Source organism: Stutzerimonas sp. FeSN7, from assembly GCF_030263795.1.
GTDB lineage: Bacteria > Pseudomonadota > Gammaproteobacteria > Pseudomonadales > Pseudomonadaceae > Stutzerimonas > Stutzerimonas stutzeri.
Genome location: NZ_JARPMN010000001.1, coordinates 734,329 through 760,595, shown reverse-complemented (window position 1 = coordinate 760,595; position 26,267 = coordinate 734,329). Strand labels below are relative to the sequence as shown.

Below are 26,267 nucleotides of genomic sequence, written 5' to 3'. Positions count from 1 at the left end.
AGTACTGATGTCACACATACTGATCGTCGAAGACGAAACCATCATCCGCTCAGCCCTGCGGCGCCTCCTCGAACGCAACCAGTACGAGGTCAGCGAAGCCGGCTCGGTGCAGGAAGCACAGGAGCGCTACAGCATCCCGGGTTTCGACCTCATCGTCAGCGACCTGCGACTGCCCGGCGCACCCGGCACCGAACTGATCAAACTGGCCGAAGGCACACCGGTGCTGATCATGACCAGCTACGCCAGCCTGCGCTCGGCGGTGGACTCCATGAAGATGGGCGCGGTGGACTACATCGCCAAGCCCTTCGATCACGACGAAATGCTGCAGACCGTGGCGCGCATCCTTCAGGATCATCAGCAGAGCGCCGCAGCCCTCGCTCAGCCGAGCCGTGGCAATGGCAGCGCCCCAAGCGACGCGGCACAGGGCGACATCGGCATCATCGGCCACTGCGCACCGATGCAGGACCTGTTCAGCAAGATCCGCAAGGTCGCCCCCACCGATTCCAACGTGCTGATCCAGGGCGAGTCGGGCACCGGCAAGGAACTGGTGGCGCGGGCACTGCACAATCTCTCGCGACGGGCCAAGGCGCCGATGATCTCGGTGAACTGCGCGGCCATTCCGGAAACCCTGATCGAATCCGAGCTGTTCGGCCACGAGAAGGGGGCCTTCACCGGGGCCAGCGCCGGTCGCGCCGGCCTGGTCGAGGCAGCCGATGGCGGCACCCTGTTTCTCGACGAGATCGGCGAACTGCCACTGGAAGCCCAGGCGCGCCTGCTGCGCGTACTGCAGGAAGGTGAGATCCGCCGCGTCGGCTCGGTGCAGTCGCAGAAGGTCGATGTGCGTCTGATCGCCGCCACCCACCGCGACCTGAAAACCCTTGCCAAGACCGGCCAGTTCCGCGAAGACCTTTATTACCGCCTGCACGTGATCGCGCTCAAGCTGCCGCCGCTGCGCGAGCGCGGCAACGACGTGCTCGAAATCGCCAAGGCGTTCCTGGCGCGCCAGGGCGAACGCATGAGCAGCGACGAGATGCGCTTCTCGCGCGACGCCGAACAGGCGATTCGTCACTACTCCTGGCCCGGCAACGTGCGCGAACTGGAAAACGCCATCGAGCGCGCGGCGATCCTCAGCGAGAGCCCGGAGATCGACGCCGAGCTGCTGGGCATCGATATCGAACTCGACGAGCTGGACGATGAGTTCGAAGAAGATTCACTCGGCGGCATCCGCGGTATCGCCGGTGGCAACGAGCCGACCGAGGATCTCTCGCTGGAGGACTACTTCCAGCATTTCGTGCTCGAGCATCAGGACCACATGACCGAGACCGAACTGGCGCGCAAGCTCGGCATCAGCCGCAAATGTCTGTGGGAACGCCGCCAGCGCCTGGGCATTCCACGGCGCAAGTCCAGTAGCGCCGCCGGGTAATTTGTTACCGCCGGCGCATCGTTCGTAACAAAAACCGGGAGCATCGGTAACGACGCCCCGGTTTTTTCTTGCCTTTCGCCAAGCCTGGAAATCACAACTCATTGAAATATAACGATTTCCTAAAACTGGCACGGCAACTGCTTACCTAATGGCACAACAACAATAACAAGCAGATCCCACAATAAGAACAAGACGTAACGGCTCCAGCAAAACAACGACAAGAAGGCGGAGGCGCAGCTAACTGATTCTTTTGGAGAGGACATGCCACGGGGTTCGCCCCACGACCAGGCCGAGAACAACAAAAACTGCATCGAGCAGGCCCTGTACTGGTTGGATCGAAGATCAAGGCAACGTCAGCGACCAAAGAAATCCGTTTGCTATTGGCTCCCACTGTGGGAGCGTTCCCGACGGCCACGGCCCGAAGGACAGGCGAACAACAAGAACAGCAACGCCTGAGAAGACCAATAACAATAAATAAGCACGCGACATTATTCAGAGGGGAGCTTCGGCTCCCCTCAGTGCTATCTGGCTCCGCGGTTTCCTTCCGCACGCCCCGTCCAGACATTTCCTTCCGCGTTGCACCAGGCAGAACCCTCGTCACGCTACACGCGAAGCTTTTTGACACTACCCTGCGCTTCGTTCACCATCCGACAGTCCCGGTGCTAGAATCCGCGCAGGTTTCGCGGCTTTCGCGACGCCGGCCCGTCATTCCGCCACACAGTTGCCCCTCATGCTGAAAAAGCTGTTCCAGTCTTTTCGTCTTCCGCTGCGCCGCATCCCGCATCCCCGTCGCACACCTGAAATTCTGTCCAGCCGGCAGCATTCCCTGCATCGCAACGAGATCAGCCGTCATGCGGTGAGCGTGGTCGAGCGCCTGCAGCAGGCCGGCTACGAGGCCTATGTCGTGGGTGGCTGTGTGCGCGATCTGTTGCTGCAGCTCAATCCCAAGGATTACGACGTCGCCACCAGTGCGACCCCGGAACAGGTCCGCGCCGAGTTTCGCAACGCACGCGTGATCGGCCGGCGCTTCAAGCTCGTCCACGTGCACTTCGGCCGCGAGATCATCGAAGTCGCCACCTTCCGCGCCAACCACCCGGAAGAAGACGACGAGGATGCCAGCCAGTTGGCCTTGCGCAACGAGAGCGGGCGCATTCTGCGCGACAATGTCTATGGCACGCTCGAGGACGACGCCCAGCGCCGGGACTTCACCATCAATGCGCTGTACTACGACCCGACCAGCGAGCGCATCCTCGACCACACCCGCGGCGTGCACGACATCCGCAATCGCCTGATCCGCCTGATCGGCGATCCCGAGCAGCGCTACCAGGAAGACCCGGTACGCATGCTCCGCGCGGTGCGCTTCGCCGCCAAGCTCGACTTCGAAATCGAACGCCACAGTGCCGAGCCCATCGCCGACCTGGCCGAGCTGCTTGACGGCATCCCCTCGGCCCGCCTGTTCGACGAGACGCTCAAGCTGTTCCTCGGCGGCAAGGCCGAGCGGACCTTCGAGCTGCTGCTCGAATACGACCTGTTTGCGCCGCTGTTCCCCGCCAGCGCCGCCGCGCTGGAGCGCAACCCCGAGTATGCCGGCACGCTGATCCGCAACGCGCTGGCCAATACCGACCTGCGCATCCAGCAGGGCAAGCCGGTGACGCCCGCGTTCCTTTTCGCCGCCCTGCTCTGGCCTGCCCTGCCGGCCCGCGTACTGGAGCTGCAGGACCGCGGCATGCCGCCGATTCCGGCGATGCAGGAAGCCGCCCACGACATCATCTGGGAGCAGTGCCAGCGCACCGCGATTCCCAAGCGCTTCACCATCCCCATGCGCGAGATCTGGGACATGCAGGAACGCCTGCCGCGCCGGCAGGGCCGCCGTGCCGACCAGCTTCTGGAGAATCCGCGCTTCCGCGCTGGCTACGACTTTCTCCTGCTGCGCGAAAGCGCGGGCGAGAAGACCGGCGGCCTTGGCGACTGGTGGACCGACTATCAGGAAGCCAACGACAGCGAGCGGCGCAACATGATCCGCGGCCTCAGCGGCAAGGATGACGCCGGCGCGGCCAAGAAACGCCGCCGTGGCGGTCGCCGTCGCCGCACGCCGGGCGATGCCGCCAACCCGGCCGACTGAGATGGAGCGCGTATACATCGGCCTGGGCAGCAACCTGGCCGATCCCCAGCAGCAGCTGCGTGGTGCTCTGCAGGCGCTGGCCGAGCTGCCAGGTAGCAGGCTGGCTGCAGTCTCCTCCCTCTATGCCAGCGACCCGCTCGGGCCCGCCGACCAGCCACGCTACGTCAACGCGGTTGTGGCACTGGAGACCGACCTCGAGCCGCTGGCGCTGCTCGATGCCCTGCAGCGCATCGAACTGGCGCAGGGCCGTGAACGCAAGGCCGAACGCTGGGGCCCGCGCACCCTGGACCTGGATATCCTGCTGTTCGGCGAGCGACTGATCGACCAGCCGCGCCTCCAGGTTCCGCACTATCACATGCAGGCTCGGGCGTTCGTGCTCTACCCGCTGGCCGAGATCGCTCCGCCGGAGCTGGTGCTGGCCGATGGGCGACGGCTCGTCGACCTGCTCGCGGCCTGCCCGTTCCGCGGGCTGGAGCGGCTCGTCAATACGAGTGTCACCGACGCGGTAACGAACGTAACGCGCAGGTAACACTCGCGATTGACTTACTCTGCCGCCGCCGGGACTATAAGCGCCCTCTGCCACCTGCGGCCGTAGCACCCTTCCGGTGCACCGCCCGGCAATCCTGACCTCCGAGGCTCGAAGAGGACGGCATTCATGCCAGACGTAACCCTGACCACGCTGCAAGGGCTCAAGCAGAAGGGCGAGAAGATCGTCATGCTCACCTGCTATGACGCCACCTTCGCCAAGACGGCCTGCGATGCAGGCGTCGAGATGCTGCTGATCGGCGACTCGCTCGGCATGGTCCTGCAAGGTCACGACAGCACCCTGCCGGTCACCGTCGCCGATATGGCCTACCACACTGCCAGCGTCAAGCGTGGCAACCGCGGCGCGATGATCGTCGCCGACCTGCCGTTCATGGCCAACGCGACCACCGAGCAGACCCTGAACAATTCGGCGCTGCTGATGCAGGCCGGCGCCCACATGATCAAGCTCGAGGGCACCGCCTGGCTGGCCGAGTCGATCCGCCTGCTGGCCGACCGCGGCATCCCGGTGTGCGCGCATATGGGGCTGACCCCGCAGGCGGTCAATCTGTTCGGCGGCTACAAGGTGCAGGGGCGCGAAGAAGCCCAGGCACAGCAGATGCTGGAGGACGCCAAGTCGCTGGAAGCAGCCGGCGCCGCCATGCTGCTGCTCGAATGCGTCCCCAGCGAACTGGCCGCACGCATTACCCGTGCCGTGCAGATCCCGGTGATCGGCATCGGCGCCGGCAGCGATACCGACGGCCAGGTGCTGGTCCTGCATGACATGCTGGGACTGTCGCTCAGCGGCCGCGTGCCGAAGTTCGTGAAGAACTTCATGCGCGAGCACGGCGACATCCCCGCGGCCATCGCCGGCTACGTCAAGGCGGTCAAGGCCGTCGAATTCCCCGCAGCCGAACACGGTTTCTCCGCATGAACGTCGTCAAGACCATCGCCGACCTGCGCGCCGCGGTCGCCCGCGCGCGCGGCGAAGGCAAACGCATCGGTTTCGTGCCGACCATGGGCAACCTCCACGCCGGTCATATCGCGCTGGTTAAGAAAGCCGGCCAGCGCGCCGACTTCGTGGTCGCCAGCATCTTCGTCAATCCGCTGCAGTTCGGTCCCAACGAGGACCTGGACAACTACCCGCGTACGCTCGCGGCGGACCAGGAAAAGCTGTTCGACGCCGGCTGCCACCTGCTCTTCGCGCCCAGCGTGGAGGAGATGTACCCCCACGGCCAGGCCAACCAGACCATCGTGCGCGTACCCGGCGTATCCGAAGGCCTCTGCGGCGGCAGTCGCCCCGGTCATTTCGACGGCGTCTCCACGGTGGTGAGCAAGCTGTTCAACATGGTCCTGCCGGACCTCGCCGTGTTCGGCCAGAAGGATTTCCAGCAGCTGGCGGTGATCCGCACCATGGTGCGCGACCTGAACATGCCGGTGCAGATCCTCTCCGAACCGACCGTGCGGGCCGACGACGGCCTGGCACTGTCCTCGCGCAACGGTTACCTGAGCGCCGACGAGCGTGCCACGGCGCCTGTCCTCTATCGCACGCTGAACCAGCTCAGGGATGCGCTCCAGGGCGGTCGTCGGGACCTTCCCGCGCTGATCGACGAAGGTCTGGATGCGCTGCGCAACGCCGGCCTGCGTCCAGACTACCTGGACATCCGCAATGCCATCGATCTGCAGCCTGTCACCGACGCCTCCAGCGAGTTGGTCATTCTCGCGGCGGCCTATCTGGGCAAGACGCGGCTGATCGACAACCTGCTGGTCGACCTCCGCACATCGGCCTGATCGCTGCCAATTGCCTGCAGCCTTGATCGCGTTCGAGGCTTCGGGCACACTCTGCGCCGCTTGCGCACCCGGAGGACCCCGCCATGCACGCCATCATGCTCAAGGCCAAACTGCACCGCGCCCAGGTAACCCACTCGGTGCTCGACTATGAAGGATCCTGCGCCATCGACGGCGAGTGGCTGGACCTGGCCGGTATCCGTGAATACGAACAGATCCAGATCTACAACGTCGACAACGGCGAACGCTTCACCACCTACGCCATCCGCGGCGAGGAAGGCTCCAAGATCATCTCGGTCAATGGCGCCGCCGCCCACAAGGCCGGCGTCGGTCATCGCCTTATCATCTGTGCCTATGCGCACTACAGCGAAGCCGAGCTGGCCAACTTCAAACCCCATGTGCTCTACATGGGCGCCGACGGCGAACTGAGCCATACCAGCAATGCCATTCCGGTGCAGGTGGCCTGAGCCCGGCACCACGCCTGCATTGAATCCAAGCCCGAAGTGTTCCGCACTTCGGGCTTTTTCGTTGGGGCTGGGCGACAGCGGTTGGGATGCGGCATGAGCGCGGGCAGAATAGACGGCGAAAGCCCGGAACGCAGCAGGGGTTTTCCCTGTCTGAGCTGTCTCTGATGGCATAGGATGTGCCTCACCGGCTCGGTGAAAGCCGGGTTCGGCCAGCATCCGCAGCATTCAGGAACGAGTGCCGGCGTGCCCGCACGGTCATACACATCACTGAATCCCGAGGCAATCATGGCGCGCTCGCTGCGCGAATTCCCGGGGTTCAGCGGTCTGTCAAAGCAAAGGAAGCCGCATCACCATGAGCTATTACCAGCATCCGCTCGATGTCACCGGCCTGCCGTCCTGGAAGGCCCTGGAAGAACACCGCCTGGCCATGCAGCACTTCAGCATGCGCGAGGCCTTCAAGGCCGACCCGACGCGCTTCGATGACCTGTCGGTTTCCTGCAGCGGCCTGTTCCTCGACTATTCGAAGAACCTCATCACCCCGCAGACCCGCACCCTGCTGGTCAACCTGGCCCGCGAGGCCGGCGTCGAGCAGGCCGCCCGCGCCATGTTCGAGGGCGAACGGATCAATGCATCGGAGAATCGCCCGGTGCTGCACACGGCCCTGCGCCGTCCCATGGGCGACTCGGTGATGGTCGACGGCAAGAACATCATGCGCGACGTGCACACCGCCCTGGCGCAGATGACCGACATCGTCACCCGCATCCACAACAACCTGTGGCGCGGCTTCAGCGACAAGACCATCACCGACGTCGTGAACATCGGCATCGGTGGCTCGTTCCTCGGCCCACAGCTGGTCTCCGAGGCGCTGCTGCCGTTCACCCAGCACGGCGTGCGGACGCACTACCTGGCCAACATCGACGGCAGCGAATTCCGCGAGGTGACCGCCAAGCTGAATGTCGAGACCACGCTGTTCATCATCTCCAGCAAGACCTTCGGCACCCTCGAGACGCTGAAGAACGCCCAGGCGGCCCGCAACTGGTACCTGGGCAAGGGCGGCACTGAGGAAAAGCTCTACCGCCACTTCATCGCCGTAACCAGCAACAAGCAGGCGGCCGTCGACTTCGGCATTCGCGAGAAGAACATCTTCCCCATGTGGGACTGGGTCGGCGGGCGTTACTCGCTGTGGTCGGCGATCGGCCTGCCCATCGCCCTGGCCATCGGCATGTCCAACTTCAAGGACCTGCTCTCCGGCGCCTACAGCATGGACCAGCATTTCCTCAGCGAGCCGTTCGAAAGCAACATGCCGGTGCTGCTGGCGATGCTCGGCATCTGGTACCACAACTTCTGGGGCGCGCAGAGCTACGCCTTCCTGCCCTACGACCACTACCTGCGCAACTTCGTCAAACACCTGCAGCAGATGGACATGGAATCCAACGGCAAGAGCGTGCGCCAGGATGGCACGCCAGTGTCCTGCAGCACCGGGCCGGTGATCTGGGGCGGTGTCGGTGCCAATGGCCAGCACGCCTACCATCAGCTGTTGCACCAGGGCACGCCGCTGATTCCAGCCGACTTCATCGTGCCGGTTGTCAGTCACAATCCGGTAGCCGATCACCACGAATGGCTCTATGCCAACTGCCTGTCGCAGAGCCAGGCGCTGATGCTCGGCAAGACCCGCGAAGAAGCCGAAGCCGAACTGCGTGCCAAGGGCCTGAGCGAGGCCGAAGTCCAGCGCCTGGCGCCGCACAAGGTGATTCCGGGCAACCGACCGAGCAACACCCTGGTGATGGAAACCATCAGCCCCGGCCGTCTCGGCGCACTCATCGCGCTGTACGAGCACAAGGTCTTCGTCCAGGGCGTGATCTGGGGCATCAACTCCTTCGACCAGTGGGGTGTCGAGCTGGGCAAGGAGCTGGGCAAGGCCGTTTACAACCAGATGACCCGCTTCGATGCGGCGCCGGCAGAAGACGCCTCGACTCAGGGCCTGATCGACTTCTTCCGCGGCCGTCATCGCGGTTGAACGCACCTGCTGACCGGACGCTGCTGCAGCGTCCGGTCCCCTTCCGTCGCGTGCACCCTGCCCTGCCCGCGGCCGTCGGCGCCTGATCGGGTAACATCGCCAGCTCCCAAGCCTGCAGCGCCGTCACCATGGAATTCATCCGTCGCCCTATCGAAGCACGCGTGCTCAGCCTCACCGGCCTGGCCATCGGCGGGGTGGACTACGAGAACCCGCCGGGCGACCCCGGGCTCTTCGGTCCCGATTCGATCTGCTGGCGCGTGCATGGTGATTTCACCTCGATGATGGTTGGCGGAATCTCCGCGTTGCTGCTGCAGGCCCTGCACCCGCTGGCCCTGGCCGGGGTATGGGATCATTCGAACTTCCGCGAGGACCTGCTCGGCCGACTGCGGCGCACCGGGCAGTTCATTTCCGCCACCACCATCGGCAGCCATGCTGATGCCGAGCGCCTGATCGAACGGGTACGACGCATCCACCTGAGCGTGACCGGCACGGCGCCGGATGGCCGAGCCTATGCCGCTTACGACCCCGAGCTGCTGACCTGGGTGCACGTCGCCGAGGTCAGCAGTTTCCTCAAGTCGCACCTGCGTTACCGCGACCCTGACCTCAGCACAGCCGACCAGGATCGTTACTACGCCGAAGTCGCGCTGATCGCCGAGCGCCTCGGCGCAGAAGGTGTGCCACGTTCGCGCACCGAGGTCGAGACGTACCTCGAACGCCTCCGTCCGCAGCTGCAGATCGACGCGCGCGCGCTGGAGATTCTGCAGATACTGCGCACCGCTCCGGCGCCGAGCCCACTGCTGCGGCCGTTCGGCACGCTGATGCTACATGCCGGTATCGAACTGCTGCCGGAATGGGCCTCAGCAATGTTCGGCCCACCGCTGAGCGACACCCGTCGCCAGCTGATTCGCAGCGGGGTACGCCGTACGGCGCCGGTGCTGCGCTGGGCGGTGCGCAGTGCCTCGGTGCACCGCGCGCGCCGTCGCATGGGCCTGCCACCACGCTAGCAGCGATTATCGCGCCGTATTTCTTGCTAGACTGCGCGCCCTCCTTTTTCGAGCCGCGCGCATGCCCTCTCCAGACCAGGCGCTGCGCGCCGCCTTCGATCGCCGCCGCCCACTGCTCGACCAGCTGCACCAGCAGGGCACCGATTGCTACCGCCTGTTCCATGGCAGCCAGGAAGGCGCTGCCGGCCTGACGGTGGATCGCTACGGGCCGCAGCTAATGGTGCAGAGCTTTCACCAGACGCTTGCAGCGGATGCGTTGCTGCGCATCCATGAGCTGGCCATGGACTCGCTCGAACTGCCGCTGCAGCTCGTCTACAACGACCGCTCGCAGGGCAACTCGCGCATCGACCGCAGCCACGCGGCGTACCAGCCGGACGCCGCCGCGCTGGCCGATCAGGTCGGTCATGAATGGGGGCTCGCCTACCGCGTACGCGGGCGCCACGACGGCCAGGACCCGCTGCTGTTCCTCGACCTGCGCAACGCTCGCGGCTGGGTCAAGCAACACAGTGCCGGAAAGTCGGTGCTCAACCTGTTTTCCTATACCTGCGGCGTCGGGCTCTGCGCTGCGGCGGGTGGCGCCCGGGATGTCTGGAACCTCGACTTCGCCGAGCGCAACCTCGCCGTGGGCAGGGAGAATGCAGCACTGAACCCGGCGCTGGCACCGATGCGCTTCGTCCGCTCCGACTATTTCCCCGCGATCCGCCAACTCGCCGGACTGCCGGTGGCTTCCAGGCGCGGCCGCGCCCTGCCCGACTACCCTCGCCTCGAGCAACGCCAGTTCGATCTGGTACTGCTCGACCCTCCGGCCTGGGCACGCAGCGCCTTCGGCACGGTGGACCTGCTGCGCGACTACCAGAGCCTGCTGAAACCGGCATTGCTGACCACCGCCGAAGGCGGCGTGCTGATCTGTTGCAACAACCTGGCGAAGGTGCCGATGGACGAATGGCGGACGCAGGTGCTGCGTTGCGCCGACAAGGCGGGCCGGCCGGTACGTGAATGGCAAGTGCTAGCTCCGGCGGCGGACTTCCCTTCCCATGACGGGCTGCCCCCACTCAAGACCTTGATTCTGCGGCTTTGAGCGCATTGCCGGTATCGCTCGATTCGGGGAACCGCCTGGCCATGCCATACTCCAAGGCATCCATCCGCCAGGAATACTTCCGGTCATGCCCAATGGAATGAAGCGAGCGTTCACCGGCGTGGCGCTCGTGCTGATCTGCTACAGCCTGCTTGGCTTCCTGATCCTGCCGGGTATCGCCCAGCGCATCGCCAATCAGCAATTGGCCAACTACGCCACCGTACCGGCCAGCCTGCAGCGCATCGAATTCAATCCCTTCAGCCTCGAACTCACCCTGTTCGACCTGCGCATCGGCGCGCAGGACGATCGCCAGCTGGCCTTCGAGCGACTCTACCTCGACCTGCAGTGGAACAGCCTCTGGCAACGCACGCTGCACCTGGCCGCCGTACAGCTGGTAGCGCCGCACGCCGAGGTACGCTTCGCCGAGGACGGCACCCTGAACCTCGGCCAGCTGTTCGATGTCCCCGAAACGCCGCCATCTGCCGACGACGAGCGCGAACTCTTCCCGCTGCGTATCGACCAGTTGCAACTGGCGCGCGGACACCTCGCCTTCCGTGATCGGCGCCCAAGTGAGCCCATCGAGCTGGTCTACGACTCGCTGGATCTCGAGCTGCACAACCTTGCCACCCGCACGGACGGCAGCGCCGACGCCCGCCTCACCGCCACAGGTGCAAGCGGCGGACGCATCGACTGGCAAGGCGACCTCAACGTGCAACCGCTGGCCTCGCGCGGCCAACTGCAGGTCAGCAAACTGCCGCTGAAGGACTTCTGGCCGTATGTGCGCGACGCGGCGCCACTGGTTCTTCGAGAGGGCAGTATCGACCTGAGTACCCGCTACCACCTCGACCTCAGCGACGGCCTGGCCCTGACACTGGACAGCGCCCAGGCCGCCGTGGCCCCGCTGGCCCTCGACAGCCCGGACGGGCGCAAGCTGGTTCGCCTGGAGCGGCTCGAGCTGAGCGAAACCACGCTGGACCTGGCCAGGCGTCAGGTCAGTATCGGCAAACTGCGCAGCCGCCATCTGGAAACCTGGGCCGCCCGCGCGGCCGATGGCGAGCTGGACTGGCAGAAACTGTTCGCCGCGGGCCCGAGCCCGTCGAATGCTGACGAGCAGATCGCGGACAGCGAAACCCAGACAGCCGGCGAACCGTGGCAGGTCTTGCTGCAGGATGCCCAGCTGCGCGATTACCGCGTGCACCTGGCCGATCGCGTGCCGGACGACGAGGTCCAGCTCGAGCTCGGCCCGCTGAACCTGGACATCAGCGATTTCGACAGCCTCGCAACTCGCCCCTTTTCGCTGAAGCTGGACACCGGGGTCGGCAGGCAGGGAGCGTTCCAGGCCCAGGGGCAGCTACAACTCAACCCGATCAGCGGTCAGCTGGCGGTAACTACCCGCGATATCGACCTGCGCATCGCCCAGGCCTACCTGAGCCCGCTGGTGAGCCTGGAGCTGCGCAGCGGCATGCTCAGCAGCGAACTACAGGTCGACCGGCAGGGTACCGAGCCGTTGGCCTTCAGCGTACGCGGCAGCGTCGATGCGACCCAGCTGCATACGCTCGACACCATCAACAACCGCGACTTCGTGAAGTGGCAGCGATTGCAGCTCAGCGGCCTGGACTACCAGCATCCGCGCAGCCTGGACATCGAGCGGATCGATCTGCGCCAGCCGTACGCGCGCTTCGTCGTCAACCCGGATCTGAGTACCAACCTCAACGACCTGCTGGTCAAGCGTGACGAACCGGCTGCCCAGGACGCATCCGAGCAGCAGGCCGCGGAACCGCTGGCCATCCGCATCGGCGGGATCAACATCGCCGACGGTTCGGCCAACTTCGCCGACTTCAGCCTGCGCCCGCCGTTCGTAACCGCCATCCAGTCACTCAATGGTGACATCGGTGTCCTGAGCAATCGCGAGCAAAAAGCCGCCTCGGTGAACATCGCCGGCAAGGTGGACCAGTACGCGCCGGTGAGCATCAAGGGCAGTCTGACGCCATTCGATCCGCTGCAGAGCCTGGACATCGCCACCAGCTTCCGCCAGGTCGAGCTGACCACGCTCACGCCGTATTCCGGCAAGTTCGCCGGCTACCGCATCCGCAAGGGCCGCCTCAATCTGGATCTGCATTACCGGATCGAGCAGGGACGGCTGAACGCCGAGAACAAGGTGGTGCTGGAGCAGCTGCAGCTCGGCGAAAAGGTCGACAGTCCCGATGCCGTGGACCTGCCCGTTCGCCTGGCGGTGGCCTTGCTCAAGGACAGCAAGGGCACCATTTCCATCGAGCTGCCGGTTCAGGGCAACCTGAACGATCCCGAGTTCAGCGTCATGCCGATCGTCTGGCAGACGCTGCGCAACCTGGTGGTGCGGGCGGCCCAGGCGCCGTTCAAGTTCATCGCCGGCCTGGCCGGGGGTGGCGATGCCGACCTCAGCCACGTCGCCTTTGCAGGCGCCAGCAGCGAGCTGGACGGCAACGCGCGCAAGACACTGGATACGCTGGCCGCGGCACTGGTGGAGCGCCCGGCCCTGCGGCTTGAGGTTGAAGGCATGGCTAACGCCGCCATCGATGGCCCGATGCTGGCCGAGCAGCGGTTGCAGCAGGAGTTTCGGGAAACCCAGTACCGCATCCTGCAGCGTCGTGGCGACAAGGTTCCGCCAGACCCGTCGGAGATTCGCATCGAAACGAGCGATGAAGCGCCGTTGCTGGAAGGCATCTATCGCAGCCGGCTCAATCAGCAGCCGCCAGCCGAGTGGAAGGAGTTGGACGATGAACAACGCGCCGAGCGGATGCGCCAGGCGGTGATCGACTCCTGGTCTGACAATGCCGCCCTGCTACGCCGTCTGAGCCGCGAGCGGGCCGCCGCGATCAAGGGCTACCTGGTCGACGCGGGCCTGGAGTCCGAGCGCGTGTACCTGCTGGACACCGGAACGACTGAAGAGGCGGATAATGGCCAGGTAGCGACCGTACTGCATCTGGGGAGCGACTGATGAACCTGTACTACCGCCTCGGTGCTGCTGTCCTGCTGATCGCTGCCGCCAATGCCCAGGCCGACACACTGCGCTGCGGCAGCCAGTTGGTCACCACCGGCGACCGCGCGTTCGAGGTCGAACGCAAGTGCGGCGTGCCGCAACACCGCGATCTGGTCGGCTACAGCCTCAGCCGGAACGACCGGCAGGAATTCAGATTGGAAGAATGGGTCTATGGACCACGCAACGGTATGCTCAGCATCCTGACATTCGAAGGGAACCGCCTGGTTCGCATCGAAACCCGCCGTGCCAATTGAAGCACCTGGAGGCACCGATGCATCGTCGCGCATTGCCCCTGCTGCTCTGCCTGTTGCTGGGCAGCCTGCATGCCCAGGCATCCTCTACCTATCGCTGCAACAGCCGCCTGGTGAGCCTCGATGCGACCACGGCGGAAGTGCTCGCCAAATGCGGCGAGCCAGCCAGCAGCGCCCAGCTGGGCTACAAGGAAGTGCTTGACGAATACGGCTATCGACAGGAGGTGGCCGTCGAGGAATGGGTCTACGGGCCGAACAATGGGATGCTGCATTTTCTGCGCTTCGAGGGTAACCGACTGCGGCAGATCGGCAGCCGCCGGGGAGGCTAACGTAAAAAACCCCGCCAATAGCGGGGTTCTTCGATTCGCGGCGCCCGCCAGTGGCGGGCAGCGACGTCACTCGGCGGTCTTCAGACCGTCTGCAGCGACATCACGGACGCCTTTGATGCCCTTGGCTTTGGCAATGGCGGCTTCTTTTTCGGCTTCAGTGGCTACGGTCCCGGACAGCGAAACCACGCCATCCTTGGTCTCTACTTCGATATCCATGCCGGGGGTGGCGTCTTCAGCCAGCAGCGTGGACTTCACCTTGGTGGTGATCCAGGTATCGGAGGCAGCGTCCCCTGCGTCGTCCATGGTATTGGCAGCGAGCATGACGGTGTCGGTCTTGTCGATTGCAGGCGTGTCGGCCAGCGCAGCACCTGCGAAAGGCAGGCTGAGTGCGGCGGCAATGGCGGCGGCGGTAAGGGTCTGAGTAGTCTTCATAGATGTCACTCCTGTTCTCGTGATTTCTGGGGCATGACTCCGGCCTCAGATGCACAGATAACAGCGCAAGCGGTGTGCCAACTCTGTCACATATTTTTTTCTTTTAAAAATCAATTACTTATAGATAAGCGAAAACCCCGACGACTTGCACAATGCAAGTTTGCGCGTGGCGCTGCTTGCAACTTGCAATATCGGGCGGAGCTGCGGACACGCGGCGAACAGGCAAACAAAAAGGGCCCAGAGGGCCCTTTCTGTTGACTGCCAGCTTGCCTCAGACGCCCGAGGCTTCCGCTGCAGCCACGTCCTTGATGGACAGTTTGATGCGGCCGCGGTTATCCACGTCCAGCACCAGCACCTTCACTTCCTGACCTTCTTTCAGCACATCGGTGACTTTCTCGATGCGCTGATCGCTGATCTGCGAGATGTGCACCAGGCCATCCTTGCCCGGCAGGATGTTGACGAAGGCACCGAAGTCGACGATGCGCTCAACCTTGCCGACGTAAATCTTGCCGATCTCGGCTTCGGCCGTGATGCTCAGCACGCGCTGCTTGGCCGCCTCGGCCGCTTCCTTGGTTTCGCCGAAGATCTTGATCGAGCCGTCGTCTTCGATATCGATCGAAGCCTTGGTCTCTTCACAGATCGCACGAATGGTGGCGCCACCCTTGCCGATCACGTCGCGGATCTTGTCCTGATCGATCTTCATCGCCAGCATGGTCGGTGCGTTGGCCGACAGCTCGCTGCGCGACTGGGCAATGACCTGGTTCATCTGGCCAAGGATGTTCAGACGCGCTTCCAGGGCCTGGCCCAGGGCGATCTCCATGATCTCTTCGGTGATGCCCTGGATCTTGATGTCCATCTGCAGAGCGGTCACGCCCTTGGCAGTACCGGCCACCTTGAAGTCCATGTCGCCCAGATGATCTTCGTCACCCAGGATGTCGGTCAGGACTGCGAACTTCTCACCTTCCTTGACCAGACCCATGGCGATACCGGCAACCGGCGCCTTCATCGGTACACCGGCATCCATCAGCGCCAGCGAGGCACCGCAGACCGACGCCATGGAGCTGGAGCCGTTGGATTCGGTGATCTCCGACACCACGCGAATGGTGTACGGGAACTCGTCGGCACTCGGCAGCATGGCGGCGACGCCACGACGGGCCAGACGGCCATGGCCGATCTCGCGGCGCCCGGTAGCGCCCATGCGACCGCACTCGCCGACCGAATAGGGCGGGAAGTTGTAGTGCAGCATGAAGGCATCTTTCTTCTCGCCTTCCAGGGTATCCAGCAGCTGAGCGTCGCGTGCGGTACCGAGGGTGGCGACGACCAGCGCCTGGGTTTCGCCACGGGTGAACAGTGCCGAGCCGTGGGTCTTGTCCAGCACGCCGACTTCGATGGCCAGCGGACGCACGGTACGGGTGTCGCGACCGTCGATACGCGGTTTGCCGTTGACGATGTTCTCGCGCACGGTGCGGTATTCGATCTCGCCGAAGGCATCCTTCACTTCGCCGGCGGAAGGCTGACCTTCCTCACCGGAGAACTTGGCCACGACCTGCTCGCGCAGCTCGTCCAGACGGGCATAGCGCTGCTGCTTGATGGTGATGGTATAGGCTTCGGAGATGGCGGCACCGAACTCGCTGCGGATGGCATCCAGCAGCGCGGTGTTGGCCTGCGGAGCAGTCCAGTCCCAGCGCGGCTTGCCGGCTTCGGCGGCGAGTTCTTCCACGGCCTTGATCACGGCCTGGAACTCGTCATGGGCGAACAGCACAGCGCCCAGCATCTGGTCTTCGGTCAGCTCCTTGGCTTCCGACTCGACCATCAGCACGGCGTCCTTGGTGCCGGCCACGACCATGTCCAGGCTGGAGGCCTTGAGCTGCTCGTAGTTCGGGTTCAGCAGGTAGCCGGTTTCCGGATGGAAGGCCACGCGCGCGGCGCCGATGGGGCCGTCGAACGGAATACCGGAAACGGCCAGCGCAGCCGAAGTACCGATCATCGCGGCGATGTCCGGATCGGTCTTCTTGCTGGTGGAGACCACGGTGCAGATGACCTGCACTTCGTTCTGGAAGCCTTCCGGGAACAGCGGACGGATCGGGCGATCGATCAGACGCGAGGTCAGGGTTTCCTTCTCGGAAGGACGTGCCTCACGCTTGAAGAAGCCGCCGGGGATCTTGCCCGCAGCGTACGTCTTCTCCTGGTAATGCACGGAGAGCGGGAAGAACCCCTTGCTCGGATCGGCGGTCTTGGCACCGACCACGGTGACCAGCACGCTGACGTCGTCATCGACGGTGACCAGCACGGCGCCAGAGGCCTGGCGGGCGATGCGACCCGTCTCGAGGGTTACGGTCGACTGACCGAACTGAAACTTCTTGATTACCGGATTCACGGTTTTTCCTTCTCTTTGTTGCCTTGGGGAAATCGGCAGAACGCACGGGAGTCGGCCCGAAGCGACCTGCAAGAAAGCCGAAAGCTGGAAGACCGAAGCTGATTGCGCGGGTTGTCCCGCCTTTCAACTTCAGGCTTCCAGCTTCCGGCTTCCAGCTCGGGTGCGTCTTAGCGACGCAGACCCAGACGACCGATCAGGGCGCTGTAACGAGTGGTGTCCTTACCCTTCAGGTAATCCAGCAGCTTGCGACGCTGGTTGACCATGCGGATCAGACCACGACGGGAGTGGTGATCTTTGCCGTTGGCCTTGAAGTGGTCCTGCAGCTTGTTGATGTTGGCGGTCAGCAGGGCTACCTGCACTTCCGGAGAACCGGTATCGCCTTCAGCTTGCTTGTACTCGTTAACGATCTGGGCTTTTTCTTCAACGCTCAGTGCCATGGTAGGGCTCCTTGAGTGAACAGGCCGGGGATTGACCCCGTGTTTAATAAAGAGGCATGACCGTGCCTGCTGACAGCCACCCTCTGACGCAACGCGCGAACGCGCTGCGTACCGGTCATTCCGACCGAATCAGTCGACGCGGCGCAATACGCCCGTCTTCGCTCACCTCACCGATACCGATGAAGCGGCCGTTGTTATCCTGTACGCGCACCATGCCGTACTTCGGTGCCTCCGGTGCCCGCACCGGTTGCCCGTGCAGCCAGTAGTAGGCGCTGTGCTCGGAAAGCTGCAGCAGCGGCCAATGCTCCAATCCGCTGTCCACCGGTTGCAGAAGGGCATCCAGCGCCTCGGCACCACCTTCGCCATGCAAACGCTCAAGCGTTTCGAGCGTCACCGTCTGCGACAGGTCGAACGGACCGGCCTGGGTGCGCCGCAGTTCAGCGACATGCGCGCCGCAGCCAAGCTGCTGGCCTAGATCCTCGACCAGCGTGCGGATATAGGTGCCCTTGCTACAGGCGACGGCCAGGCGAGCCTTGTCGCCTTCGAGCGCGAGCAACTCCAAGCGCGCAATATTAACAGAACGCGGCTCGCGCTCCACCACCTCTCCGGCACGCGCCAGTTTGTACAGCGGCTGGCCGTCGCGCTTGAGCGCCGAATACATCGGCGGCACCTGCAGGATGTCGCCACGGAACTGCGGCAACAGCGCCTCCAGCTGCTCGCGCGTCACCGCGACCGGCTTGCGTTCCAGCAGCTCGCCTTCGGCATCGGCGGTGGTAGTGGTCACGCCGAGCTGCATGACCGTTTCGTAGGCCTTGTCCGCATCCAGGAGATACTGCGAGAACTTGGTGGCCTCGCCGAAACACAACGGCAACACTCCTGTCGCCAATGGATCGAGGCTGCCGGTATGGCCGGCCTTTTCAGCATTGAGCAGCCAGCGAACCTTCTGCAGCGCAGCGTTGGAAGTGAACCCGCGCGGCTTGTCGAGCAGGATGATGCCGCTGACGTCGCGACGTACACGCTTGACCTGGGCCACGCTTATTCTCCGCGCTCGTCGCTGTGCTTGCGATCTTCGGCAACCGCCCGTTCGATCAGCGAGCTCAGCTCGACACCGCGACGGATGCTGGCGTCGTAGTTGAAATGCAGCTGCGGAACAGTGCGCAACTTCATGCTCTTGCCCAGCTGCATCCGCAGGAATCCGGCAGCATCGTTGAGGATGCGCAGGTTGCCCTTGATTGCTTCCTGATCGTCGTCTTGCCCCATGATGGTGATGAAGATCTTTGCATGGGACAGATCGCGACTGACGTCGACCGCGGTGATGGTAATCAGGCCCAGACGCGGATCCTTGATCTCACGCTGGATAAGCAGCGCCAATTCGCGCTGCATCTGATCGCCGATACGCTGGGTACGACTGAATTCTTTGGCCATAAATTTCTACCCGATTAAAAGCCGAAAGCTGGAAGCTCGAAGCAGTAACCGCACCCAGGCGACCACCGACTCCTTGCTCCCAGCTTTCAGATTGACGCTTGCTTACAGCGAACGCGCCACTTCGACCTTCTCGAACACTTCGATCTTGTCGCCGACCTTGACGTCGTTGTAGCTCTTCACGCCGATACCGCATTCCATGCCGGCGCGGACTTCCGCGACGTCATCCTTGAAGCGGCGCAGCGATTCCAGTTCGCCTTCGAAGATCACGACGTCGTCGCGCAGCACCCGGATCGGACGATTGCGGTGCACCATGCCCTCGGTGACCATGCAACCGGCGATTGCGCCGAACTTCGGCGAACGGAACACGTCACGCACTTCGGCGATGCCGAGGATGTTCTCGCGAACGTCACTGCCGAGCATACCGGTGAGCGCCTTCTTGACGTCCTCGATGATGTCGTAGATGACGTTGTAGTAGCGCATGTCCAGGCCTTCGGCCTCGACGATCTTGCGCGCGCCGGCATCGGCACGAACGTTGAAGCCGAACAGCACCGCATTGGACGCCAGTGCCAGGTTGGCATCGGATTCGGTGATACCACCGACACCGCCACCGACCACGCGCACCTGCACCTCGTCGTTGCCCAGGCCGTTGAGCGACCCTTGCAGCGCTTCGAGCGAACCACGCACGTCGGCCTTGAGCACGATGTTGAGCGTCTTCTTCTCGTCCTGACCCATGGTCTCGAAGATGTTCTCGAGCTTGCCGGCGTGAGCACGGGCCAGCTTCACTTCGCGGAACTTGCCCTGACGGAACAAGGCGACTTCGCGGGCCTTCTTCTCGTCGGCGACCACGGTGAGGTCGTCACCGGCTTCCGGCGTACCGTCCAGACCGAGAATCTCCACCGGAATGGCCGGACCGGCTTCCTTCACCGGCTTGCCATTCTCGTCGAGCATGGCCCGCACGCGGCCGAAGTTCACACCACACAGGACCATATCACCCTGGCGCAGCGTACCGTCCTGAACCAGGACGGTGGCGACCGGGCCACGCCCCTTGTCCAGGCGCGATTCGACCACCACACCGCGACCCGGAGCCGAAGGCGTTGCCTTCAGTTCAAGAATCTCGGCCTGCAGCAGCACCGCTTCGAGCAGCTCGTCGACACCGGTACCGACCTTGGCGGAAACCGGGATGAACGGTGTATCGCCGCCCCACTCTTCCGGAATCACATCCAGTGCGGCCAGGCCGTTCTTGATGTTGTCCGGGTTGGCTTCCGGCTTGTCGATCTTGTTCACCGCGACCACGATCGGAACACCCGCCGCCTTGGCGTGCTGCACCGCTTCCTGGGTCTGCGGCATGACGCCGTCGTCGGCGGCCACGACCAGAATCACGATATCGGTGGCCTTGGCGCCGCGTGCACGCATGGCGGTAAACGCCGCGTGGCCCGGGGTATCAAGGAAAGTGACCATGCCACGCTCGGTCTCGACGTGATAGGCACCGATGTGCTGGGTGATACCACCGGCTTCGCCGACCGCCACCTTGGCACGACGAATGTAGTCGAGCAGCGAGGTCTTGCCATGGTCGACGTGACCCATGACGGTCACGACCGGCGCACGGGCGACCGACTCGCCTTCGAACTTCAGCAGCTCGGCCAGCTGTTCTTCCAGCGCGTTGTCGCTGACCAGCTTGACCTTGTGGCCCAGTTCTTCGGCGACCAGTTGAGCGGTCTCCTGATCCAGCACCTGGTTGATGGTGACCGGCGAACCCATCTTGAACATGAACTTGATGACTTCGGCCGCTTTCACCGACATCTGCTGGGCCAGTTCGGCCACAGTGATGGTCTCGCCGATCGACACTTCACGCACGACTGGTCCTGTTGGGCTCTGGAACCCATGCTGGTTACGCTTCTTGAGCTTGCTCTTGCCACCACGGCCCCCGCGACGGAAGCCATCGGCTTCGTCTTCACCGCTACGTACGGTACGCGCCAACGGCGCCTTGGTCTTGAGCGAGGGACGATGCTGCGCATGCTTGCGATCACGACGCTCGTCGTCATCGCTGCGAGGTTTCTCGACGCGCCGCGGCTCTTCCTTCTTGCGCTCCGGGGCAGGTGCAGCAGCTTCTACCGCCGCCACTACCTGCGCCGGCTCGGCGCTCGACGCCGACTCGGCAGCGGCCGGAGCAGCCGTTTCGGCAGTCTGGGCCTTGGCCGCTTCGGCCTGGCGACGCGCCTCTTCTTCGGCACGCTCGCGAGCCTCTTGCTCGGCCTTCAGACGGGCAGCCTCTTCGGCAGCACGCTGCTCCTCGAGTTCGCGGCGCTGTTCGGCCTCGATCTCCTCGGCGCTACGCTTGACGAAGGTCTTCTTCTTGCGAACTTCGACGCTGATGGTCTTGCTGCCGCCCACTTTCAACTTGGTGGTGGTCTTGCGCTGCAATGTGATCTTGCGCGGCTCGTCCACCTTTGCCCCATGGCTGCTTTTCAGATGCGCCAACAGGGCCTGCTTCTCGTTATCGGTCACTACTTGCTCGGCGCTGGTGTGCGACAGTCCTGCCTCACGCATCTGCTGAAGCAGTCGCTCGACCGGTGTGTCGACCACCTGGGCCAGTTCTTTCACCGTGACTTGCGTCATGCATTTCTCTCCTCAGGCCGCTAAATACTTACTCGAACCAATGGGCTCGGGCGGCCATGATCAGCTTGCCGGCACGTTCTTCATCGATGCCGTCTATGTCGAGCAGGTCGTCGATCGACTGCTCGGCCAGGTCTTCGCGGGTGATGACGCCCCGCACGGCCAACTCGACCGCCAGTTCTTTATCCATGCCATCGAGTGCCAGCAGATCTTCAGCCGGCTGAGCATCCGCCAGCTTCTCTTCGTTGGCGATGGCCTTGGTCAGCAGGCGATCTTTGGCCCGCGTACGCAGCTCATTGACGATGTCCTCGTCGAAGCCTTCGATGCCAAGCATTTCCTCCATGGGGACGTAGGCAATCTCTTCGAGGGAGGTGAAGCCCTCTTCCACCAGGACCTGCGCCAGCTCTTCATCCACGTCCAGCTCTTCGATGAAGTTGCGCAAAATGTCGCCGGTCTCTTCCTGCTGCTTGGCCTGGATATCCGCTTCGGTCATGACATTGAGTGTCCAGCCGGTCAGCTGACTGGCCAGGCGCACGTTCTGACCGCCGCGCCCGATGGCTTGGGCCAGGTTGTCCTCAGCGACTGCGATATCCATGGCATGCGCGTCTTCGTCGACGATGATCGCCGCGACTTCCGCCGGCGCCATGGCATTGATAACGAACTGTGCCGGGTTCTCGTCCCACAGCACGATATCGACGCGCTCGCCACCGATCTCTCCCGATACCGCCTGCACGCGCGAACCACGCATGCCGATGCAAGCGCCCTGGGGATCGATTCGCTTGTCCTTGGAGCGCACGGCAATCTTGGCGCGCGAGCCCGGATCCCGCGAGGCGCCCATCACTTCGATCAGGCCTTCGGCGATCTCCGGCACCTCGATGCGGAACAGCTCGATCAGCATCTGCGGCGCAGTACGCGACAGGATCAGCTGCGGGCCGCGGTTCTCGGTGCGGATTTCCTTGAGCAGCGCACGAACGCGGGCGCCAACCCGGAAAGTCTCGCGGGCAATGATGTCTTCACGGGCCAGCAGGGCCTCGGCGTTGTTACCGAGGTCGACGATGACGCTGTCACGGGTGACCTTCTTCACCGTACCGGAAATGATCTCGCCGACGCGGTCGCGATAGGCCTCAACGACCTGAGCGCGCTCGGCCTCACGCACCTTCTGCACGATGACCTGCTTGGCGGTCTGCGCCGCGATCCGGCCGAACTCGATGGACTCGATCTTTTCTTCGAACACGTCACCGAGCTTGGCGTCCGGATTGCGTTCCTGAGCCTGATCGAGCGCCAGCTGGTGAGCCGGGTCCTCGAAGTGCTCATCGTCGACGACCGTCCAACGACGGAAGGTTTCGTAGCTGCCGTTGTGGCGATTGATTTCCACACGCAGATCAACATCGTCCTCGTAGCGCTTCTTGGTAGCCGTGGCCAACGCCAGCTCCAGCGCCTCGAAAATCACACTTGCCGGTACGCCCTTTTCATTGGACACCGACTCCACAACCAGCAGTACTTCTTTGCTCATCGTACGCCTCGCCTTTCGCAATCCATTGGGGTCCGCGGGATCCGCTCTCAGTCAAAACGGGGAATTATGTTGGCCTTATCGATCATGTCGATCGGCAGCAGGTATTCATGGTCATCCACCAGCACCACGACATCCTGCTCTTCCACCCCACGGAGAAGACCCTGGAAATTGCGCCTGCCCTCGAAGGGCGAGCGCAGCTTAATTTTTACCTGATCACCGACATGGGCCACGTACTGTTCAATGGTGAACAGGGGCCTATCCATACCGGGAGAAGAAACCTCAAGGGTGTAGTCCACGCTGATCGGATCTTCCACATCGAGCACGCCACTCAGCTGACGACTCACCTTCTCGCAATCGTCGATGAGAATGCCGTTGGCATGATCGATATAGACTCGCAGCAGTGAATGCCGCCCCTGGGAAATGAACTCAATGCCCCAGCACTGATAGCCAAGCGCCTCAACCACCGGGGCCAACAAGGCCTGCAACTGTTCTAGCTTGCTCGACATCGAAGTCCCTCGCGCATGCTGTACAAATGAAAAATGGGCGAAACGCCCATCCCTTTTGACCGCCTGTAAATGCCGGCGACCTGGCCTCAAGCTAATAAAAAGCCCCTGTACAGGGGCTCTTTATCGACTGGTTGCGGGGGCTGGATTTGAACCAACGACCTTCGGGTTATGAGCCCGACGAGCTACCAGACTGCTCCACCCCGCGTCAAACTGGGCACGAATTATACGACCCGCGACCAACACCGGTCAACCGAAACCCTTAAACACAAGAAAGCCCGCACTAGGCGGGCCTGCTTGTTTGGTACCGAGGAGGGGACTCGAACCCCTACAGCCTATGGCCACTACCACCTCAAGGTAGCGTGTCTACCAATTCCACCACCTCGGCAAAAACCTTATTGCCCTTCTTCCACCTCAGGCAGATCACCCGCAGTATCCGCCGGCTTGCGCTGCTCGAGCACAGGCACATCCTCAACCGCTGGCTTGCTGACCGGCACTTCCAGCACAGCTGGATCCGGCAGCCCCGCCTGGGACAACTGATCAGCTTGCTGCTTGGCGAAAAACGCCAGACCCAGGCTGGTCAGAAAAAAAACGCCGGCAAGTATAGCAGTAAACCGACTCAGAAAGGTAGCAGAACCTTGGCTTCCGAAAACAGTTGCCGAAGCACCCGAACCGAAAGACGCACCAGCGTCCGCACCCTTGCCCTGCTGCAGCAGCACCAGCGCAACCACACCAAGAGCAACCAGCAGATGCACCACAATCACAACAGTCTGCAACATCTGTTCAGTTCCCCGCGGCGCGACAGATCGCACCGAATTCATCCGCTTTCAGAGAGGCTCCACCAACCAGCCCCCCATCAATATCCGCCATGGCGAACAGCTCAGCGGCATTGTCCGCCTTCACGCTGCCACCATATAGCAGCCTTACACCTTCGGCGATGCGACGATCGCTGCGCGCCAGTTGATCGCGAATGGCGGCGTGCACCTCTTGCGCTTGCTCAGGCGTAGCCGTCAAGCCAGACCCGATGGCCCAGACGGGCTCATACGCAATCACTGCAGACTGGAACGCCTCGACACCTTGATCATCGAGAACCCGTCCCAACTGCCGCGCCACCACTTCCAGCGTTCTTCCAGCCTCGCGCTCCTCGAGCGTCTCACCGAGGCACAGCACAGGCTTCAAACCGCCTGCCTGAGCTGCCGCAAATTTCTGGCTGACCACCTCGTCCGTCTCACCCAATACCAAGCGGCGCTCGGAGTGCCCAACCAATACCCACTCACAACCGAGATCAACCAACTGGTCGGCCGAAACCTCGCCAGTCAGCGCCCCGAAACCCGACTGCAAGGCACAATCCTGAGCACCGACGGAAACTTGCGCCCCATCGACAACATCCAGGACCTGACTGACATGCACAAAGGAGGGAAACACCGCAATCTCAACCGCTGCAGACAGTGCCTGACGCTGAAAAGACTCGATCAGCTCTGCGACGCTAGCGCGGGTACCGTTCATTTTCCAGTTACCAGCTACCATGGGGCGACGCATGCTTTACCTCATCGGTCAAAGTGGGCGCAGATGTTACTCAACGACTGCGCCCCTGGCAAGCGCGTTCACGCACAAACTTCGGTAACGACCTTGGCCAGCTCTTCCGCCATGCCGCGCACCTGTATTTCGTCGTCACCCTCAACCATTACCCGCACCAGCGGCTCGGTGCCGGACTTGCGCAGCAACACGCGCCCGCGCCCACCCATGCGCTCTGTAACGCTGTCGCAGGCAGCCTTGACGCTGGGATGCGCGATCGGATCTCTATCGCCGGAGAAGCGCACATTGATCAGCACCTGCGGACACTTGTGCCACGCCAGACGCTCCTGAGCGAGGGTCTGGCCACGCCGGCGCAGCGCCAGGACTACCTGCAAGGCCGCGATGATCGCGTCGCCAGTAGTGGTGTGCTGGGCGCAGACGATGTGTCCCGAATTCTCGCCACCGAGAACCCACCCCTTATCCAGCATCTCGGCAATCACGTAACGATCACCCACCTTGGCCCGGCAGAACGGAATCTCGCGCGCCTTGAGGGCGAGCTCGAGCCCGAGGTTGCTCATCAGGGTACCGACGACTCCGCCGGTCAAGCGTTCGCGTTCCTGCAGATCGGTCGCGATGATGTAGAGCAACTCGTCACCATCAACGACCGCACCGGTATGGTCGACCATCATCACCCGATCGCCATCTCCGTCAAAGGCGATCCCGAGATCAGCCCCATGCTCCACCACCGCCTTTTGCAACTGGCCAACATGGGTGGAGCCGACATCGGCATTGATGTTCAGCCCATCCGGCTGCGCGCCGATCACTACAACCTCGGCTCCCAGCTCGCGAAATACGCTGGGCGCTACCTTGTATGTAGCACCATGGGCGCAATCGATGACCAGCTTGAGCCCGGAGAAGTCGGTACTGGTCGGCACGCTGCTCTTGCAGAACTCGATGTAGCGACCGGCCGCATCGTTGATCCGCGATGCCTTTCCCAGCTGTGCCGACTCGACCACAGTCATCGGCGTATCGATCAGCTCCTCGATCATCAGCTCGACCTCGTCGGGAAGCTTGGTTCCGCGACCGGAAAAGAACTTGATGCCGTTGTCGTGATGGGGATTATGCGAGGCGCTGATGACGATGCCGGCCTCGGCATGGAAGGTACGCGTCAGGTAAGCAACCGCTGGCGTCGGCATCGGCCCCAGCAGCAACACATCGGCGCCCGCAGCCGACAGCCCCGCCTGCAGCGCCGACTCGAACATGTAGCCCGAAATACGGGTGTCCTTGCCGATCAGGATGCGGCACTTGCCCTGCTTGCGGAAGGCCATGCCTGCCGCCCAGCCCAGCTTGAGCATGAAATCCGGGGTAATAGGCGCTTGCCCAACATGTCCGCGAATGCCGTCGGTGCCGAAATACTTTCTAGTCATGGTGTCTT

General features: G+C 63.1%; 23 protein-coding genes and 2 tRNA genes. 12 read left to right on the top strand and 13 right to left on the bottom strand.

Annotated elements, in window-relative coordinates; translation table 11 throughout:
- The first annotated feature begins 7 nt into the window (after nt 1-7).
- The 12 genes from P5703_RS03440 (at nt 8) to P5703_RS03385 (ending at nt 14,017) form a co-directional block, all read left to right on the top strand.
- Nucleotides 8-1,423, top strand: a complete 1,416-nt coding sequence (locus tag P5703_RS03440; protein ID WP_011914355.1) for a sigma-54-dependent transcriptional regulator — start codon at nt 8-10, stop codon at nt 1,421-1,423.
- Nucleotides 1,424-2,153: 730 nt separating this feature from the next.
- Entirely contained in the window at nt 2,154-3,545 is a 1,392-nt protein-coding gene (locus tag P5703_RS03435) for a polynucleotide adenylyltransferase PcnB (protein WP_014597579.1), read from the top strand.
- A 1-nt stretch (nt 3,546) separates the two neighbouring features.
- Nucleotides 3,547-4,074: a 2-amino-4-hydroxy-6-hydroxymethyldihydropteridine diphosphokinase gene (gene folK, locus P5703_RS03430; RefSeq protein WP_014597580.1), complete on the top strand. Its 528-nt coding sequence runs from the start codon at nt 3,547-3,549 to the stop codon at nt 4,072-4,074.
- A 126-nt stretch (nt 4,075-4,200) separates the two neighbouring features.
- Entirely contained in the window at nt 4,201-5,001 is an 801-nt protein-coding gene (panB, locus tag P5703_RS03425; protein ID WP_013983864.1) for a 3-methyl-2-oxobutanoate hydroxymethyltransferase, read from the top strand.
- A complete protein-coding gene (gene panC / locus P5703_RS03420) occupies nt 4,998-5,858 on the top strand; it encodes a pantoate--beta-alanine ligase (protein WP_125876451.1) in 861 nt (286 codons plus the stop codon). Before panB ends, panC begins: the two co-directional genes overlap by 4 nt.
- A gap of 83 nt (nt 5,859-5,941) precedes the next feature.
- On the top strand, nt 5,942-6,322 hold the full coding sequence (gene panD / locus P5703_RS03415) for an aspartate 1-decarboxylase (protein ID WP_014597581.1): 381 nt from the start codon (nt 5,942-5,944) through the stop codon (nt 6,320-6,322).
- A gap of 352 nt (nt 6,323-6,674) precedes the next feature.
- The gene (gene pgi / locus P5703_RS03410; protein WP_013983866.1) at nt 6,675-8,339 is read left to right on the top strand and encodes a glucose-6-phosphate isomerase; all 1,665 of its coding nucleotides are present in this window, start codon (nt 6,675-6,677) and stop codon (nt 8,337-8,339) included.
- Between the two features lie 128 nt (nt 8,340-8,467).
- Nucleotides 8,468-9,343 (top strand): oxygenase MpaB family protein, encoded by an 876-nt coding sequence (locus tag P5703_RS03405; RefSeq protein WP_279641882.1) that lies wholly within the window; start codon nt 8,468-8,470, stop codon nt 9,341-9,343.
- A gap of 61 nt (nt 9,344-9,404) precedes the next feature.
- Entirely contained in the window at nt 9,405-10,421 is a 1,017-nt protein-coding gene (locus P5703_RS03400; protein ID WP_049341062.1) for a class I SAM-dependent rRNA methyltransferase, read from the top strand.
- 85 nt (nt 10,422-10,506) lie between these two features.
- Nucleotides 10,507-13,395 (top strand): DUF748 domain-containing protein, encoded by a 2,889-nt coding sequence (locus tag P5703_RS03395; protein ID WP_279641883.1) that lies wholly within the window; start codon nt 10,507-10,509, stop codon nt 13,393-13,395.
- Nucleotides 13,395-13,691 carry a DUF2845 domain-containing protein gene (locus P5703_RS03390; protein ID WP_017245560.1) on the top strand — a complete coding sequence of 99 codons (297 nt, stop codon included), beginning with the start codon at nt 13,395-13,397 and terminating at the stop codon, nt 13,689-13,691. Before P5703_RS03395 ends, P5703_RS03390 begins: the two co-directional genes overlap by 1 nt.
- A 17-nt stretch (nt 13,692-13,708) precedes the next feature.
- Nucleotides 13,709-14,017 carry a DUF2845 domain-containing protein gene (locus P5703_RS03385; protein WP_011914366.1) on the top strand — a complete coding sequence of 103 codons (309 nt, stop codon included), beginning with the start codon at nt 13,709-13,711 and terminating at the stop codon, nt 14,015-14,017.
- Nucleotides 14,018-14,083: 66 nt separating this feature from the next.
- Here P5703_RS03385 and P5703_RS03380 read toward each other — a convergent pair whose 3' ends face one another.
- The 13 genes from P5703_RS03380 to glmM all read right to left on the bottom strand — a co-directional run bounded on the left by P5703_RS03380 (nt 14,084) and on the right by glmM (nt 26,259).
- Entirely contained in the window at nt 14,084-14,449 is a 366-nt protein-coding gene (locus P5703_RS03380) for a BON domain-containing protein (protein ID WP_011914367.1), read from the bottom strand.
- 271 nt (nt 14,450-14,720) lie between these two features.
- Complete coding sequence (pnp, locus tag P5703_RS03375; protein ID WP_061373065.1) at nt 14,721-16,826, bottom strand: polyribonucleotide nucleotidyltransferase; 2,106 nt, start codon at nt 16,824-16,826, stop codon at nt 14,721-14,723.
- A 167-nt stretch (nt 16,827-16,993) separates the two neighbouring features.
- Complete coding sequence (rpsO, locus tag P5703_RS03370) at nt 16,994-17,263, bottom strand: 30S ribosomal protein S15 (protein WP_011914369.1); 270 nt, start codon at nt 17,261-17,263, stop codon at nt 16,994-16,996.
- A 115-nt stretch (nt 17,264-17,378) separates the two neighbouring features.
- The gene (gene truB, locus P5703_RS03365; protein ID WP_279641884.1) at nt 17,379-18,296 is read right to left on the bottom strand and encodes a tRNA pseudouridine(55) synthase TruB; all 918 of its coding nucleotides are present in this window, start codon (nt 18,294-18,296) and stop codon (nt 17,379-17,381) included.
- 2 nt (nt 18,297-18,298) lie between these two features.
- Nucleotides 18,299-18,688, bottom strand: coding sequence for a 30S ribosome-binding factor RbfA (gene rbfA / locus P5703_RS03360; RefSeq protein WP_011914371.1), 390 nt, complete (start codon nt 18,686-18,688; stop codon nt 18,299-18,301).
- Nucleotides 18,689-18,790: 102 nt separating this feature from the next.
- Nucleotides 18,791-21,304 carry a translation initiation factor IF-2 gene (gene infB / locus P5703_RS03355; RefSeq protein WP_011914372.1) on the bottom strand — a complete coding sequence of 838 codons (2,514 nt, stop codon included), beginning with the start codon at nt 21,302-21,304 and terminating at the stop codon, nt 18,791-18,793.
- A 28-nt stretch (nt 21,305-21,332) separates the two neighbouring features.
- Nucleotides 21,333-22,814 carry a transcription termination factor NusA gene (gene nusA, locus P5703_RS03350; protein ID WP_011914373.1) on the bottom strand — a complete coding sequence of 494 codons (1,482 nt, stop codon included), beginning with the start codon at nt 22,812-22,814 and terminating at the stop codon, nt 21,333-21,335.
- A gap of 47 nt (nt 22,815-22,861) precedes the next feature.
- The gene (gene rimP, locus P5703_RS03345) at nt 22,862-23,320 is read right to left on the bottom strand and encodes a ribosome maturation factor RimP (RefSeq protein WP_013983874.1); all 459 of its coding nucleotides are present in this window, start codon (nt 23,318-23,320) and stop codon (nt 22,862-22,864) included.
- A 128-nt stretch (nt 23,321-23,448) separates the two neighbouring features.
- Nucleotides 23,449-23,525: transfer RNA gene (locus P5703_RS03340), tRNA-Met, on the bottom strand.
- A 94-nt stretch (nt 23,526-23,619) separates the two neighbouring features.
- Nucleotides 23,620-23,705: transfer RNA gene (locus P5703_RS03335), tRNA-Leu, on the bottom strand.
- A 7-nt stretch (nt 23,706-23,712) separates the two neighbouring features.
- Nucleotides 23,713-24,096 carry a preprotein translocase subunit SecG gene (secG, locus tag P5703_RS03330; RefSeq protein WP_017244236.1) on the bottom strand — a complete coding sequence of 128 codons (384 nt, stop codon included), beginning with the start codon at nt 24,094-24,096 and terminating at the stop codon, nt 23,713-23,715.
- Nucleotides 24,097-24,100: 4 nt separating this feature from the next.
- Nucleotides 24,101-24,856, bottom strand: a complete 756-nt coding sequence (tpiA, locus tag P5703_RS03325) for a triose-phosphate isomerase (protein ID WP_279641885.1) — start codon at nt 24,854-24,856, stop codon at nt 24,101-24,103.
- Between the two features lie 65 nt (nt 24,857-24,921).
- On the bottom strand, nt 24,922-26,259 hold the full coding sequence (gene glmM, locus P5703_RS03320) for a phosphoglucosamine mutase (protein WP_013983877.1): 1,338 nt from the start codon (nt 26,257-26,259) through the stop codon (nt 24,922-24,924).
- Nucleotides 26,260-26,267 lie beyond the last annotated feature (8 nt).

Bases quoted from the DNA above. Each gene is read 5' to 3' on its own strand.
- P5703_RS03440 (WP_011914355.1), top strand. From the start codon at position 8: ATGTCACACATACTGATCGTCGAAGACGAAACCATCATCCGCTCAGCC.
- P5703_RS03435 (WP_014597579.1), top strand. From the start codon at position 2,154: ATGCTGAAAAAGCTGTTCCAGTCTTTTCGTCTTCCGCTGCGCCGCATC.
- folK (WP_014597580.1), top strand. From the start codon at position 3,547: ATGGAGCGCGTATACATCGGCCTGGGCAGCAACCTGGCCGATCCCCAG.
- panB (WP_013983864.1), top strand. From the start codon at position 4,201: ATGCCAGACGTAACCCTGACCACGCTGCAAGGGCTCAAGCAGAAGGGC.
- panC (WP_125876451.1), top strand. From the start codon at position 4,998: ATGAACGTCGTCAAGACCATCGCCGACCTGCGCGCCGCGGTCGCCCGC.
- panD (WP_014597581.1), top strand. From the start codon at position 5,942: ATGCACGCCATCATGCTCAAGGCCAAACTGCACCGCGCCCAGGTAACC.
- pgi (WP_013983866.1), top strand. From the start codon at position 6,675: ATGAGCTATTACCAGCATCCGCTCGATGTCACCGGCCTGCCGTCCTGG.
- P5703_RS03405 (WP_279641882.1), top strand. From the start codon at position 8,468: ATGGAATTCATCCGTCGCCCTATCGAAGCACGCGTGCTCAGCCTCACC.
- P5703_RS03400 (WP_049341062.1), top strand. From the start codon at position 9,405: ATGCCCTCTCCAGACCAGGCGCTGCGCGCCGCCTTCGATCGCCGCCGC.
- P5703_RS03395 (WP_279641883.1), top strand. From the start codon at position 10,507: ATGCCCAATGGAATGAAGCGAGCGTTCACCGGCGTGGCGCTCGTGCTG.
- P5703_RS03390 (WP_017245560.1), top strand. From the start codon at position 13,395: ATGAACCTGTACTACCGCCTCGGTGCTGCTGTCCTGCTGATCGCTGCC.
- P5703_RS03385 (WP_011914366.1), top strand. From the start codon at position 13,709: ATGCATCGTCGCGCATTGCCCCTGCTGCTCTGCCTGTTGCTGGGCAGC.
- P5703_RS03380 (WP_011914367.1), bottom strand. From the start codon at position 14,449: ATGAAGACTACTCAGACCCTTACCGCCGCCGCCATTGCCGCCGCACTC.
- rpsO (WP_011914369.1), bottom strand. From the start codon at position 17,263: ATGGCACTGAGCGTTGAAGAAAAAGCCCAGATCGTTAACGAGTACAAG.
- rbfA (WP_011914371.1), bottom strand. From the start codon at position 18,688: ATGGCCAAAGAATTCAGTCGTACCCAGCGTATCGGCGATCAGATGCAG.
- infB (WP_011914372.1), bottom strand. From the start codon at position 21,304: ATGACGCAAGTCACGGTGAAAGAACTGGCCCAGGTGGTCGACACACCG.
- nusA (WP_011914373.1), bottom strand. From the start codon at position 22,814: ATGAGCAAAGAAGTACTGCTGGTTGTGGAGTCGGTGTCCAATGAAAAG.
- rimP (WP_013983874.1), bottom strand. From the start codon at position 23,320: ATGTCGAGCAAGCTAGAACAGTTGCAGGCCTTGTTGGCCCCGGTGGTT.
- secG (WP_017244236.1), bottom strand. From the start codon at position 24,096: ATGTTGCAGACTGTTGTGATTGTGGTGCATCTGCTGGTTGCTCTTGGT.
- tpiA (WP_279641885.1), bottom strand. From the start codon at position 24,856: ATGCGTCGCCCCATGGTAGCTGGTAACTGGAAAATGAACGGTACCCGC.
- glmM (WP_013983877.1), bottom strand. From the start codon at position 26,259: ATGACTAGAAAGTATTTCGGCACCGACGGCATTCGCGGACATGTTGGG.